Below are 13,217 nucleotides of genomic sequence, written 5' to 3'. Positions count from 1 at the left end.
ACCAATCACATGGGATTTTTTCTTGAAACCCTGTTCGGCGGCCTCATGGCCGGCATGCTGTATTCGCTCGTGGCGCTGGGCTTCGTGCTGATCTTCAAGGCCAGCGGCGTGTTCAACTTCGCGCAGGGCGCGATGGTGCTGTTCGCCGCGCTCGCGATGGCGCGCTTTTCCGAGTGGGTGCCGCACTGGCTCGGGCTGCAAAGCAAGCTCCTCGCCAACGCCATCGCCTTCGCGCTGGCCGCGGCCTGCATGTTCGTGCTCGCCTGGGCGGTGGAGCGCCTGGTGCTGCGCCACCTCGTGAACCAGGAGGGCGTGACGCTGCTCATGGCCACGCTGGGCATCACCTACTTTCTCGACGGCCTGGGGCAGACGCTGTTTGGCAGCGACATCTACCCAATCGACGTGGGCATGCCCAAAGACCCGCTGCTGCTGTTCGAAAACACCTTCCCTGGCGGCATCATGGTGAACCAGGAAGACCTGATCGCCACCGTGGTCGCGGCACTGCTGGTGTCGCTGCTGTCGCTGTTTTTCCAGAAGACCAGCACCGGCCGCGCGCTGCGCGCCGTGGCCGACGACCACCAGGCCGCGCAGTCGATTGGCATTCCGCTCGCGCGCATCTGGGTCATCGTCTGGTGCGTCGCGGGCATCACGGCGCTGGTGGCCGGGGTGATCTGGGGCAGCAAGCTGGGCGTGCAGTTTTCGCTCGCCACCGTGGCGCTGCGCGCGCTGCCGGTGATCATCCTCGGCGGCCTGACCTCGGTGCCCGGCGCGATCATCGGCGGGCTCATCATCGGCGTGGGCGAAAAGCTCTCCGAGGTCTATCTCGGCCCCTTCGTCGGCGGCGGCATCGAAATCTGGTTTGCCTACGTGCTCGCGCTGGTGTATCTGCTGTTCCGCCCGCAGGGGTTGTTTGGGGAAAAAATCATCGATCGCGTCTGATTTCTCGCTCGCGCCCGATGAACTTCAAATTCAATAGCTGCCAGCGCTTGATACACCTGCACAAACGGCCATTTTGACTCTTATTTCCAAAGGCTGACCCATGTTTTACCGCGAGAACGGCCAGTTCAAGACCAGCTACCAGGCCGACCAGCAGATCCTCCCCGTGGCGCAAGACCGCTGGGCCATCGTGGCGTTGCTGGCGTTTGCCTTCGTGGGCGTGCCGCTGCTGGCCGACGAGTACCTGCTGCGCGCGATCCTGATCCCTTTCCTGATCCTCGCGCTCGCGGCGCTCGGGGTGAACATCCTCGTGGGCTACTGCGGGCAGATTTCCATGGGCTCGGGCGCCTTCATGGCCGTGGGCGCGTACATGGCCTACAACTGCTTCGTGCGCATCGACGGCATGCCGCTGCTCGTGGCGCTGCTCGCGGGCGGTTTTTTTGCCACGCTCGTGGGCATGGTGTTCGGCGTGCCCAGCCTGCGCGTCAAGGGCCTGTACCTGGCCGTGGCGACGCTCGCGGCGCAGTTTTTCTGCGACTGGGCTTTTTTGCGCATCCCATGGTTCACCGGCAACAGCCCCTCGGGCTCGGTGTCGGTGGCCAACCTGCAAATCTTCGGCTGGCCCATCGCCACGCCGCTGCAAAAGTACCTTTTCTGCCTGGCCCTGCTCGCGCTGTTCGCGCTGCTCGCAAAAAACCTGGTGCGCGGCGCGATCGGGCGCGAGTGGATGGCCATCCGCGACATGGATGTGGCCGCTGCGGTGATCGGCATCCGCCCCATGTACGCCAAGCTCAGCGCCTTTGCCGTGAGCAGCTTCATCATCGGCGTGGCGGGTGCGCTCTGGGCCTTCGTGCACCTGGGCTCGTGGGAGCCCGCGGCCTTTTCCGTCGAGCGCTCGTTCCAGCTGCTGTTCATGGTCATCATCGGCGGCCTGGGCTCTATCATGGGGAGCTTCTTCGGCGCGGCCTTCATCGTCGTGCTGCCCATCTTTCTGAGCCGCTTTCTGCCCGTGCTCGGCGCGCTGTTTGGCGCCGAGGTATCGACGGCGCTGCTGGCCCACACCGAATCCATGGTGTTCGGCGTGCTCATCGTGTGGTTCCTGATCGTGGAGCCGCACGGCCTGGCCAAGCTTTGGAGCATTGGCCGGCAAAAAATGCGCCTGTGGCCCTTCCCGCACTGACTTTTACAAACCCTCGTTCGTGCTGACGAATTTTTGCTGACCGATTTTTACCAAGGAGACCTCGTGATGAAGCTGCGCAACCTCGTCCTTTCCGCGTCCGCCCTCGGCGCGGCCCTTTCCGCGGCCCTGCTGGCACCGGCCGCCCTGGCCCAGCAGGCCAAGGAGCAATACCTGCCCGCGCTGGTCTATCGCACCGGCCCCTACGCGCCCAACGGCATCCCCTGGGCCAACGGCTATGCCGACTACATGAAACTGACCAACGCACGCGGCGGCATCAACGGCGTGAAGGTGCTGGTCGAAGAGTGTGAAACCGCCTACGCCACCGACCGCGGCGTGGAGTGCTACGAGCGGCTCAAGGGCAAAAACGGCGGCGCCACGATGATCCAGCCGCTGGCCACGGGCATCACCTTCGCGCTCACCGAAAAGGCCCCCATCGACAAAATCCCGCTGCTCACCGTGGGCTACGGCCGCAGCGAGTCGCAGGACGGCGGCGTGTTCAAGTGGAACTTCCCCATCGGCGGCACCTACTGGGTCGCGGCCGACGTGCTGCTGCAGCAGATCGGCAAGAAGGAAGGCGGCCTCGACAAGCTCAAAGGCAAAAAGATCACGCTCGTCTATCTCGACAGCCCCTACGGCAAGGAGCCCATCCCGCTGCTGACCGAGCGCGCCGCGATGCTGGGCTTTCAGTTCAACGCGCTGCCCGTCACGGCGCCCGGCGTGGAGCAAAAATCCACCTGGCTGCAGATCCGCCAGCAGCGCCCCGACTACGTGCTGCTGTGGGGCTACGGCATCATGAATTCCACCTCGCTCAAAGAGGCGCAGGCCACGGGCTACCCGCGCGAAAAAATGTACGGCGCCTGGTGGTCGGGCGCCGAGCCCGACGTGAAGGACGTAGGCATGGGCGCCAAGGGCTACAACGCCGCTGCAATGCAGCATGGCGCCGAGCCCGGCTCCGCCGTGGTCAAAGAAATCCTCGACAAGGTCCACGCCAAGGGCCAGGGCACGGGGCCCAAGGAAGAAGTCGGGCAGGTGATGTACATGCGCGGCGTGGTCAGCGCCATGTACGCCGTCGAGGCCGTGCGCGCCGCGCAGGAGCGCTTCGGCAAGGGCAAGGTCATCAGCTCCGAGCAGGCACGCTGGGGCCTCGAAAACCTCAACCTCACGCAGGCCAAGCTCGACGCGCTGGGCTTCAAGGGCGTGCTCAAGCCCGTCTCCACGAGCTGCCAGGATCACATGGGCGGCAACTGGGCGCGCATCCACACCTGGGACGGCAGCAAGTGGCAGTTCTCGAGCGACTGGCTGCAGGCCGACGAGCAAATCCTCAAGCCGCTGGTCAAGAGCGTGGCCGACAAGTACGCGGCCGAGAAAAAGATCACGCGCCGCACCGCTGCCGATTGCCAATCCTGACAAGCCCGCGCCAGGGCTGCACAACGCAGCCCTGGCGCCGGGAACCCCTCAAGAGCACACCATGGATCCTCAAAACATCGTCCTCAACGTCAACGGCATCGAGGTCATCTACAACCACGTGATCCTCGTGCTCAAGGGCGTGTCGCTCAGCGTGCCCGAAGGCGGCATCGTCGCGCTGCTGGGTGGCAACGGCGCGGGCAAGACCACCACGCTGCGCGCGATCTCCAACCTGCTGCAGGGCGAGCGCGGCGAGGTCACCAAAGGCGCGATTACGCTGCGCGGCGAGCGCATCGAAAACCTCTCGCCCGCCGAACTCGTGCAGCGCGGCGTGGTGCAGGTCATGGAGGGCCGGCACTGCTTCGCGCACCTCACGATCGAGGAGAACCTGCTCACCGGCGCCTACACGCGCAAAGACAAGGGCGAGATCGCGGCCAACCTCGAAAAGGTCTACACCTACTTCCCGCGCCTCAGGACGCGCCGCCACTCGCAGGCCGCCTACACCTCGGGCGGCGAGCAGCAGATGTGCGCGATCGGCCGAGCCCTCATGACCCAGCCCAGCGTGATGCTGCTCGACGAGCCCTCGATGGGCCTCGCGCCGCAGATCGTCGAAGAGGTGTTCCACATCGTCAAAGATCTCAACGAGAAAGAAAAAGTCACCTTCCTGCTGGCCGAGCAAAACACCCACATGGCGCTGCAGTACGCCGATTACGGCTACATCATGGAGAGCGGGCGCGTGGTCATGGACGGCCCCGCCAGCGACTTGGCGAATAATGAGGACGTCAAGGAGTTCTACCTTGGCATGGGCGGCAGCGAGCGCAAGAGCTTCAAGGACGTCAAGAGCTACCGACGGCGCAAGCGCTGGCTCGCCTGAAGCCTCGTTCAATTCAGAGCATCTTTGGCCACTAGCGCTTGCTGGATCGGCGCAAGCAGCTTTCTTTTAAATAGCAAAAGCCATGACCGAATTCTTCGACGCCCTCGAAACCCGCGACCCCGCCGCACGCGAGGCAGCCCTGCTCGCCGCGCTGCCCGCGCAGATCGCACACGCACGCGCCGCCGCGCCGGCCTTCGCCGATTTCCTCGCGCACGTCGATCCGGCCCAGGTCACCAGCCGCGCCGCACTCGCCAAGCTGCCCGTCACGCGCAAGCACGAGCTGCTCGAACGCCAAAAAGCGCAGCGAGTTCTAGACCCGTTTGGCGGCTTCAGCGCGCTGCGCTTCGGCCCGGACATGCCGCGCGTATTCGCAAGCCCCGGCCCCATCTACGAGTCCGAAGGCACGGCGCGCGACCAGTGGCGCACCGCGCGTGCGCTCTACGCCGCGGGCTTTCGCGCCGGGGAGCTGATCCACAACTGCTTCAGCTACCACTTCGTACCCGCCGGCGCCATGATGGAAAGCGGCGCGCACGCGCTCGGCTGCACCGTGTTCGCGGGCGGCACGGGCCAGACCGAACAGCAGGTGCAGGCCATGGCCGAACTGCGCCCCGCAGGCTACGTAGGCACGCCGAGCTTTCTCAAAATCATCCTCGAAAAAGCCGCCGAAATGCGGGTGCCGCTGCCCAGCATGCGCAAGGCGCTGGTCTCGGGCGAGGCCTTCCCGCCCTCGCTGCGCGACTGGCTCACGGCGCGCGGTATCGCGGCCTACCAGTGTTACGCCACGGCCGACCTGGGCCTGATCGCCTACGAAACCAGCGCCCGCGAGGGGCTGGTGCTCGACGAAGGCGTGCTCGTCGAAATCGTGCGCCCCGGCACGGGCGAGCCGCTGCCCGAGGGCGAAGTCGGCGAGCTCGTGGTCACCACCTTCAACCCCGCGTACCCGCTGATCCGCTTCGGCACCGGCGACCTTTCCGCCATCCTGCCCGGCACCTGTCCCACGGGCCGCACCAACACGCGCATCCGCGGCTGGCTCGGGCGCGCCGATCAGACCACCAAGGTGCGCGGCATGTTCGTGCACCCCGGCCAGGTGGCCGACGTGGTGCGCCGCTTCCCGCAAGTGCTGCGCGCGCGCCTCGTGGTCAGCGGCGAAATGGGCAACGACCAGATGGTGCTCAAGGTGGAAACGCGCGAAACCGCCGCCGGCCTCGCGCAGCTGCTCAGCGAAACCATGCGCGAAGTGACCAAGCTGCGCTGCGAAGTCGAAATGCTGCCGCCGGGCTCGCTGCCCAACGACGGCATCGTCATCGAAGATGCACGCAGTTACCGCTAAATGCATCGCAGAAAACGCTACTTTTCATAGCTGCCTACGCTCTACCCATGGGCGCAAAAGCCCATTTTGATGGAGGAATCATGCGCAAACTGCTGCAACACACCCTGCCGGCCCTCGCCCTCGCGGCTGCCCTCGTCCCCGCTGGCGCACATGCCGAAGACTTCCCGGCCAAGAACAAGACCATCACCATCGTCGTGCCCTACGCCGCCGGCGGCCCCACGGACCGCGTCGCGCGCGACCTCGCCGAAGCCCTGCGCAAACCCCTGGGCGACGTGAGCGTGGTGGTGGACAACACCGCGGGCGCCGGCAGCACCATAGGCACGGCGCGCGTGGCACGCGCCGCGCCCGATGGCTACACCCTGCTGCTCAACCACATCAGCATGGCCACCATGCCGAGCATGTACCGCAAGCTGCCGTTCAGCGTGCCCAGCGATTTCGAGTTCCTCGGCCTGGTCAACGACGTGCCCATGACTCTGATCGGCCGCCCCTCGCTGCCGCCGAACAACTACAAAGAGCTCACCACCTGGATCGCGCAGAACAAAGGCAATATCAACCTCGGCCACGCCGGCCTGGGCTCGGCCTCGCACCTGTGCGGCCTGCTGTACCAGTCCACGATCAAGGTCGAAATGACCCCCGTGCCCTACAAAGGCACGGCCCCGGCCATGACCGACCTGATCGGCGGCCAGATCGACCTGCTGTGCGACCAGACCACCAACACCACGGGCCAGATCGAGGCGAAAAAGGTCAAGGCCTATGCCGTCACCACCCTCAAGCGCCTGCAGACCCCGGCGCTCAAAGACCTGCCGACGCTCGACGAATCGGGCCTGAAAAACTTCCAGGTCACGATCTGGCACGGCCTGTACGCGCCCAAGGGCACGCCCGCAGGCGTGCAGAAAAAGCTCAACGACGCGCTCAAACAGGCGCTCAAAGACCCGGAATTCGTGAAAAAACAGGAAGGCCTGGGCGCCGTCATCGTGACCGACGGCCGCGTCGATCCAGCCGGGCACAAGAAGTTCGTGCTCGCCGAAATCGACAAGTGGGGCGCCATCATCAAGGCCGCGGGCAGCTACGCAGACTGAGAGGATGAGAAGGTAGAAGGCGCGTGAACGCCGGCCGCAGAGCGCGTCGGTCTCAGCGCGCGCTCTTGCCCGCGGCAGACTTGCGCGCTGGCGCCGACGCCTTTTTGCTGGCAGTGCGGCGCGCCGGTGCTGCAGCCGGAGCCGATGCGGCAGCCTTGCGCGCCGCACCCTTCGCTGTCGCGGACTTGCGGCTTGCGGCCGCATTTTCGCCCGCAGCAGGAGGCGACTTTTGCCCCGCTGCGGCCTGCGCCATTTTTTGCGCGGCTTCCTGCATGCCCTGCCAACTTTGCGCCGCCATTTGACCCACCTGGCTCGCAGCACCCGCGGCAGATTGGAGCGCCTCCTGAACTGCGGCCGGCGCTCCTTGGGCTGCGGGCGCGGCCATCTCTTGCAGCGCCTGCGTCGCGATGTGCTGAAACTGCTGGGTCAGCGCCCCCCACCACTGCATGGGGTCGAGCATGCTGGCCGCCTGCGCCGTCTGTGCCTCAGCCCTCGGCGCATCTTGCTTGTCCGCTCCCGACACCGCTTTGGTCGCCTTCGCAGGCTCAGGCTCTTTGGCCGGCGTGGCGGGCGCGCTGGCAGGGGCAGACTTTGTCGGCTGAAAGTTTTGCACCATGTCCGCAAAACCCACGTTCATGCCCTGCAGCGCGCTCAGGGTCATTTTTTGCACCTCGAGCGCCTGGACTGTGGCCGCCAGCGCGCGCCCGTTCTGCTCGAGCCAGAACTGCACCGCCTTGAGATCGTCTATGCGCTTTTGCAACTCCTGCACATCGATGGTCGGCGCCACCCAACTCGCCAGGTGCGGCATTTGCCCCATACCACCCGACGCGCCCTTCACCAGGTTCTGCAAAAAATCGAAACCCGGCACCATGGCGCTGAAGCTCCACTGAGGTGCATTGTTCATGTTCGCTCCTCCATCCGAAGATTGTGCATTGCCGGGCCACAGGCCCTCTCCACGCGCCACTGCGCCGGCCAAACGCCGCGCCTGAAAACCTCCGCGCAAATGTTCCGCGTTCAGTGGCGCATCTTGGCAGCCGGCGGCTGGTCGGTCACAGGCACTTGCAACTGCAGCTCACTCTGCACGCCCTTGGGGTCCTGGAACACCAGGGTCAAGGGAACATTCGTGCCTTTTTCCAGCGGCGCTTTCAAGTCCATCAACATCACATGGTAACTGCCAGGCTTAAGCTCCACAGGCTTGCCCGCAGGAACATCCAGCGCCGGGATGGCACGCATGCGCATCACATTGCCATCCATGGCCATCTCGTGCACTTCGGTCACGCCCGCCACGGGCGAATCAGCGCGCACCAGCCGCTGATCGGTCTTGGCCGTGATGCGCATGAACGCACCGGTCGCTTTTTGCCCCGCCACCGGAGCACGCACCCAGGCGTTTTCCACGCTCACCGGCGCCGCGGCAGTTTGCGCCATGGCCGGTGCGACAAGAAAAGTGCCAGCCAAGGCGAAAGATGCGGCAATACCATGAAATTTCATGAAGGACTCTCCTTTGCGATAACGACCAAATGGTCTGGACTTGACGAGAGATCATTCTAACCAGCGGCTCTGCCCTCCAAACGCCATCAGAAGCAGGGCAAGCCGTTCTGCAAAACGCAAGGACTCCTCCAGGAGTCCAATCCTTGACTTTGGTCAACAGCAAACGAAGACAGAAAGCGCAAGATAGTTGTCAGAATTACATTGCATGTTCTTTTTCAGGAGCCCCCATGGACAGCACCCAAGCCGCCCCTTTCAGGGAAAAATTACTGCAAATGCAGTCCGAATTGTTGGACAGCATCGCCCTTCAACGCGGAGGTTTCGTCAGTCGCGCCGAAGCCACCGCAGAACACTTCGCGCAACTCGAAGATCCCCAGTCCGAGGTCGCTTCCGAGAAAGCAGACGAACTCTCATGGGACGAACATGAAGTCGCGCGCCTTGCCGACATTGCCGCTGCGCTCGAGCGCTTGGCCTCCGGCACTTACGGCCTTTGCATGGATTGCGGCATAGACATTCCGCTCGCACGCCTGCAGGCGGCTCCTGAGGCCCTGCGCTGCATCGCGTGCCAGGAGACCTTCGAAAAGCATCACCCACGCGCCTGACAGTTGTTGCGGCGCAAAGATCTCACCAAAAACACACACATTCTCAAACTGAAAAAAGGAAACTCCATGGCTACATTTCACTCCGTCGTCTGGCTGGACCACTCTGAAGCCCATGTGCTGATGTTCGACCGCGAACATCTCGAAGCACAGCGCGTCAAATCGCGCAGCCACCATAAACCACAGAACAAGGCCGGCGATACCGCCCCATTTTTCGACGACATCGCCAAGGCACTCGAGGGCAGCCATGAGGTACTGCTCACCGGACCGGGTCTGGCGCGCAATCAGTTTCGGGAATGGTGCCAAGCACATCGCCCCAAGACCGCAGCCCTCGTCGTGGATTCCATTTCCACAGACCATCCTACCGATGCACAACTGGTGGCTTTGGCAAAACAATATTTCAAAAAGTACGACCGGCTGGCAGCAGACCCCTCTCAGGTATGAATGGCCGAGCACCGTAGGGCCCAAATCTGCTTGACACACCGTAAGCCGCCAGGAGCAGACAGCGCCTGGGGCGGCGCGTAAACCCGTGTTTTCATTTGCCGAGCAGTGGTAGCCGGCGATTCGAAAGCCCTGCTGGGTGCTAGTGTAGTGTTTGATGCTTGATGCGACAAATAAACCGATGGATTTTTGGTCTGGGCAAGGCGAAAACCGCAGCGATACCGGGTGGTATCGCGAGGATTTGCAACGCAGCCCGGGCCGAAAAGACGCGGTTTGATGTCGCAGATAGCGTCGAACACTACCACTGGTACTTGTGCCCGTCGAAAGCATACAGCGCTGGCTTGGCGACCTCGTGGTGGCCGCCTTTGAGCGGCTGAGGGGCTTGATTCTGGTCGCGATCGCGGTAGAAATGCTTATCCGGGGCTGCAGCGACTCATGCACCAGATGTAGCCGCCTTTGCAGCACCTGCACGCAAAAAAGCCCGGCATGAACCGGGCTTTTCCAATTTTGGTTGCGCGAGAAGGATTTGAACCTCCGACCTTTGGGTTATGAGCCCAACGAGCTACCAGACTGCTCCATCGCGCGGCAAGCTAAAGATTATACACCATTATTCGGCAGATTGGGAAGAAATTTCTTCCTCAGCGCGATCCACGAGCTCCACGTAGGCCATAGGCGCATTGTCACCGACGCGAAAGCCCATTTTCAGAATGCGCGTATAGCCACCGGGACGCGCCTTGAAGCGCGGCCCCAAGTCGTTGAACAGCTTGGTGACGCTGTCACGATTGCGCAGGCGATTGAAAGCCAGGCGCCGATTGGCAACGCTATCTTCCTTGGCCAAAGTGATCATGGGTTCGATCACGCGGCGCAACTCCTTGGCTTTGGGCAGCGTGGTTTTGATGGCCTCATGCTCAATGAGCGAGTTCATCATGTTCTGCAGCATCGCAAGACGGTGCGAGCTGGTGCGATTGAGTTTGCGGAGTCCATGTCCGTGGCGCATAGTGCTTTCCTTCTAGATCAATTATTTAATCAGGCAGCCGGATCAGGTACTGCCTGAGGCACTCTTCCCTTGAATAAAGGGAAAAAAATTACCGTTTCTCAAGACCTGCGGGAGGCCAGTTCTCCAGCCTCATTCCCAAGGTCAAGCCACGGGACGCAAGAACTTCCTTAATCTCATTGAGCGACTTGCGACCGAGGTTGGGGGTCTTGAGCAGTTCGTTCTCAGTGCGCTGAATCAGGTCACCGATGTAGTAGATATTTTCCGCCTTGAGGCAGTTGGCGGAGCGAACAGTGAGTTCCAATTCGTCCACAGGGCGCAGCAGAATCGGATCGAACGCAGCAGCCCCGCGGGCCTCGCCACCGGCGGCACCAAAAGTAGGGACTTCACCACCTTCCAGTTGGGCAAAAACAGCCAGCTGTTCGACCAATATCTTCGCCGACGTGCGCACAGCATCCTCAGCGGCGATCACGCCATTGGTCTCGATTTCGAGCACCAACTTGTCCAAGTCCGTGCGCTGCTCAACGCGAGCGCTTTCCACCGTGTAACTCACGCGCTTGACGGGCGAAAACGAGGCATCCAGAACAATCCGGCCAATCGCCTTGCTCGGCTCATCGCCATAGCGGCGCACCGTACCAGGCACGTATCCACGCCCCTTCTCGATCTTGATCTGCATGTCCAATTTGCCACCCTGTGACAAATGCGCAATCGTATGGCCTGGATTGATTATTTCCACATCGTGCGGCGTTTGGATATCACCCGCCGTCACCGCACCCTCACCCTCTTTGCGCAAGCTCAGAGTTACTTCGTCGCGATTGTGCAGCTTAAACACCACACCCTTGAGATTCAGCAAGAGATTCACCACATCTTCCTGAACACCGTCGATCGAAGAATATTCGTGAAGCACTCCTGCAATGGTCACTTCAGTCGCTGCATACCCCACCATCGACGACAACAAAACGCGTCGCAAAGCATTGCCCAGCGTATGGCCATAGCCCCGCTCGAAAGGCTCGAGCACCACACGGGCACGGTTATTTCCCAATTGCTCCACGGCAATCGTCTTGGGTTTCAGCAAATTGGTTTGCATGCAAACTTCCTCTCAATGCCCCCAGCTCGTTACACCGGTAAGGCTGATAACGCCCCCGCACCACGATATAGCGCGGTGCGAAAGGTTTATGAACTGAACCGTCGCTTCATCAACGCGAATAAAGCTCGACGATCAAGGATTCGTTGATGTCAGCACCGAATTCATCACGATCCGGAGTTTTCTTGAATACGCCCTCGGCCTTATCGGCATTCACCTCGACCCATCCAGGCATCCCCACCTGTGCTGCCAACTGCAAGGCTTCGATCACACGGTTTTGTTTCTTGGATTTTTCGCGCACGGCAACCACGTCGCCGGGCTTGACCAGGTACGAAGGAATATTCACCGACTGGCCATTCACCGTGATGGCCTTGTGCGACACCAACTGACGCGCCTCGGCACGCGTAGAGCCAAACCCCATCCGATAAACCACGTTGTCGAGACGCGACTCAAGCAAGAAAAGCAGGTTCGCGCCGGTATTCCCCTTGCGACTTTCCGCGGCTTCGAAATAACGACGGAATTGCTTCTCGAGCACACCATACATGCGCTTGACTTTCTGCTTCTCACGCAGCTGCAGGCCATAGTCGGACGTGCGCGCGCCGGAGGTGCGTCCATGCTGCCCCGGCTTGGAGTCGAACTTCGCTTTGTCTGCAATAGAGCGGCGTGCGCTCTTGAGAAACAAATCCGTGCCTTCACGGCGTGAGAGTTTGGCCTTGGGGCCGAGATAACGTGCCACTTGAATTTCCTTTATTTCATCTGCCGCAAGTCAATGCGGGAGCCACCTGCGTCGCAAAACGTACACAGGCGGCGGTGGTCTTGAAAGAGTCAGATACGACGGCGCTTTTGGGGGCGGCATCCATTGTGCGGGACAGGGGTCACGTCAGAGATAGACGTGATTCGAATCCCCAACGCACCCAATGCACGCACCGAAGACTCACGGCCCGGCCCGGGGCCCTTGATCTCCACATCGAGATTCTTGATCCCCTGCTCTATGGCCGCACGCCCCGCAACCTCGGAGGCAACCTGCGCAGCAAAAGGCGTGGACTTGCGAGAGCCCTTGAAGCCTTGGCCACCGGACGATGCCCAAGACAACGCATTGCCCTGACGGTCCGTGATCGTGATGATGGTGTTATTGAATGAAGCATGCACATGTGCAATGCCATCTGAAACGTTCTTGCGAACCTTCTTGCGTACTCGCTGAGCTGCGCTATTGGAAGGAGATTTGGCCATACAAGTCTTTCAATTACTTCTTCAATGCCGCTGCGCCCTTGCGCGGACCCTTGCGGGTACGCGCATTGGTACGTGTCCGCTGCCCCCGTACAGGCAAACCACGGCGATGCCGGAAGCCGCGATAGCAGCCAATGTCCATCAGGCGCTTGATGTTCATCGTGGTTTCACGACGCAAATCACCTTCAAGAGTGTATTGTGCAATTTGATCCCGAATTTTTTCGAGATCTGCGTCCGTGAGTTCTTTGATCTTTTTGGAATAAGCAATTCCGCAAGCGTCGCAAATCTGACGTGCGCGCGTACGGCCAATTCCATAGATAGCCGTCAGTCCGACCTCAGCATGTTTATGCGGAGGAATATTGATACCAGCGATACGTGCCATGTGCGTCCTCTATTACTCTTTATCAACCTTGACGCTGCTTATGACGCAGGTCAGTGCAGATCACACGCACCACCCCTTTGCGGCGGATGATCTTGCAGTTGCGGCAGATTTTTTTGACCGAAGCCGAAACTTTCATTTCACTCTCCTAAAACTTGTCCACCCATCCCCTGACACTGCATGTCGAGTACGATGGAATCCGAAA

General features: G+C 61.5%; 16 protein-coding genes, 1 tRNA gene and 1 pseudogene. 9 read left to right on the top strand and 9 right to left on the bottom strand.

The features are described from left to right. The first annotated feature begins 9 nt into the window (after window positions 1–9). From PYV55_RS04645 to PYV55_RS04620, 6 genes are all read left to right on the top strand, one after another. Window positions 10–939 (top strand): branched-chain amino acid ABC transporter permease, encoded by a 930-nt coding sequence (locus tag PYV55_RS04645; protein WP_275849524.1) that lies wholly within the window; start codon window positions 10–12, stop codon window positions 937–939. A gap of 100 nt (window positions 940–1,039) precedes the next feature. Next, the gene (locus PYV55_RS04640) at window positions 1,040–2,116 is read left to right on the top strand and encodes a branched-chain amino acid ABC transporter permease (protein ID WP_275849523.1); all 1,077 of its coding nucleotides are present in this window, start codon (window positions 1,040–1,042) and stop codon (window positions 2,114–2,116) included. Between the two features lie 66 nt (window positions 2,117–2,182). Further along, window positions 2,183–3,523, top strand: a complete 1,341-nt coding sequence (locus tag PYV55_RS04635) for an ABC transporter substrate-binding protein (protein WP_275849522.1) — start codon at window positions 2,183–2,185, stop codon at window positions 3,521–3,523. A 61-nt stretch (window positions 3,524–3,584) separates the two neighbouring features. Beyond that, the gene (locus PYV55_RS04630; RefSeq protein ID WP_275849521.1) at window positions 3,585–4,394 is read left to right on the top strand and encodes an ABC transporter ATP-binding protein; all 810 of its coding nucleotides are present in this window, start codon (window positions 3,585–3,587) and stop codon (window positions 4,392–4,394) included. Window positions 4,395–4,476: 82 nt separating this feature from the next. Further along, the gene (locus PYV55_RS04625; protein WP_275849520.1) at window positions 4,477–5,724 is read left to right on the top strand and encodes a phenylacetate--CoA ligase family protein; all 1,248 of its coding nucleotides are present in this window, start codon (window positions 4,477–4,479) and stop codon (window positions 5,722–5,724) included. Between the two features lie 80 nt (window positions 5,725–5,804). Beyond that, window positions 5,805–6,803 (top strand): tripartite tricarboxylate transporter substrate-binding protein, encoded by a 999-nt coding sequence (locus PYV55_RS04620; protein WP_275849519.1) that lies wholly within the window; start codon window positions 5,805–5,807, stop codon window positions 6,801–6,803. A 52-nt stretch (window positions 6,804–6,855) separates the two neighbouring features. Here PYV55_RS04620 and PYV55_RS04615 read toward each other — a convergent pair whose 3' ends face one another. Next, window positions 6,856–7,707, bottom strand: a complete 852-nt coding sequence (locus PYV55_RS04615) for a PhaM family polyhydroxyalkanoate granule multifunctional regulatory protein (RefSeq protein WP_275849518.1) — start codon at window positions 7,705–7,707, stop codon at window positions 6,856–6,858. A 110-nt stretch (window positions 7,708–7,817) separates the two neighbouring features. Beyond that, window positions 7,818–8,291 (bottom strand): copper chaperone PCu(A)C, encoded by a 474-nt coding sequence (locus PYV55_RS04610; RefSeq protein ID WP_275849517.1) that lies wholly within the window; start codon window positions 8,289–8,291, stop codon window positions 7,818–7,820. A 143-nt stretch (window positions 8,292–8,434) separates the two neighbouring features. Here PYV55_RS04610 and PYV55_RS04605 point away from each other — a divergent pair, with 143 nt between their 5' ends. From PYV55_RS04605 to PYV55_RS04595, 3 genes and pseudogenes are all read left to right on the top strand, one after another. Beyond that, window positions 8,435–8,890, top strand: a complete 456-nt coding sequence (locus PYV55_RS04605; protein ID WP_275849516.1) for a TraR/DksA family transcriptional regulator — start codon at window positions 8,435–8,437, stop codon at window positions 8,888–8,890. 66 nt (window positions 8,891–8,956) lie between these two features. After that, window positions 8,957–9,331: a hypothetical protein gene (locus PYV55_RS04600; protein WP_275849515.1), complete on the top strand. Its 375-nt coding sequence runs from the start codon at window positions 8,957–8,959 to the stop codon at window positions 9,329–9,331. A 301-nt stretch (window positions 9,332–9,632) separates the two neighbouring features. Then, window positions 9,633–9,818: pseudogene (locus PYV55_RS04595) on the top strand (MarC family protein); the annotation flags it as partial. 18 nt (window positions 9,819–9,836) lie between these two features. Here PYV55_RS04595 and PYV55_RS04590 read toward each other — a convergent pair. The 7 genes from PYV55_RS04590 to rpmJ all read right to left on the bottom strand — a co-directional run bounded on the left by PYV55_RS04590 (window position 9,837) and on the right by rpmJ (window position 13,151). Beyond that, window positions 9,837–9,913: transfer RNA gene (locus PYV55_RS04590), tRNA-Met, on the bottom strand. 22 nt (window positions 9,914–9,935) lie between these two features. Further along, window positions 9,936–10,325, bottom strand: coding sequence for a 50S ribosomal protein L17 (rplQ, locus tag PYV55_RS04585; protein ID WP_275849514.1), 390 nt, complete (start codon window positions 10,323–10,325; stop codon window positions 9,936–9,938). Between the two features lie 88 nt (window positions 10,326–10,413). Then, window positions 10,414–11,409: a DNA-directed RNA polymerase subunit alpha gene (locus tag PYV55_RS04580; RefSeq protein WP_275849513.1), complete on the bottom strand. Its 996-nt coding sequence runs from the start codon at window positions 11,407–11,409 to the stop codon at window positions 10,414–10,416. 109 nt (window positions 11,410–11,518) lie between these two features. Continuing rightward, the gene (gene rpsD, locus PYV55_RS04575; RefSeq protein WP_275849512.1) at window positions 11,519–12,142 is read right to left on the bottom strand and encodes a 30S ribosomal protein S4; all 624 of its coding nucleotides are present in this window, start codon (window positions 12,140–12,142) and stop codon (window positions 11,519–11,521) included. An 89-nt stretch (window positions 12,143–12,231) separates the two neighbouring features. Then, window positions 12,232–12,636, bottom strand: a complete 405-nt coding sequence (gene rpsK / locus PYV55_RS04570; protein WP_144728698.1) for a 30S ribosomal protein S11 — start codon at window positions 12,634–12,636, stop codon at window positions 12,232–12,234. 13 nt (window positions 12,637–12,649) lie between these two features. Continuing rightward, entirely contained in the window at window positions 12,650–13,015 is a 366-nt protein-coding gene (rpsM, locus tag PYV55_RS04565) for a 30S ribosomal protein S13 (RefSeq protein ID WP_275849511.1), read from the bottom strand. A gap of 22 nt (window positions 13,016–13,037) precedes the next feature. Then, window positions 13,038–13,151, bottom strand: coding sequence for a 50S ribosomal protein L36 (gene rpmJ, locus PYV55_RS04560; RefSeq protein WP_114482899.1), 114 nt, complete (start codon window positions 13,149–13,151; stop codon window positions 13,038–13,040). Between the last annotated feature and the right edge of the window lie 66 nt (window positions 13,152–13,217).

Source organism: Extensimonas soli, from assembly GCF_029211265.1.
Classification (GTDB): domain Bacteria; phylum Pseudomonadota; class Gammaproteobacteria; order Burkholderiales; family Burkholderiaceae_C; genus Extensimonas; species Extensimonas soli.
Note: the sequence above shows the minus strand (reverse complement) of the source record. Positions and strands in the feature narration are given on the sequence as shown.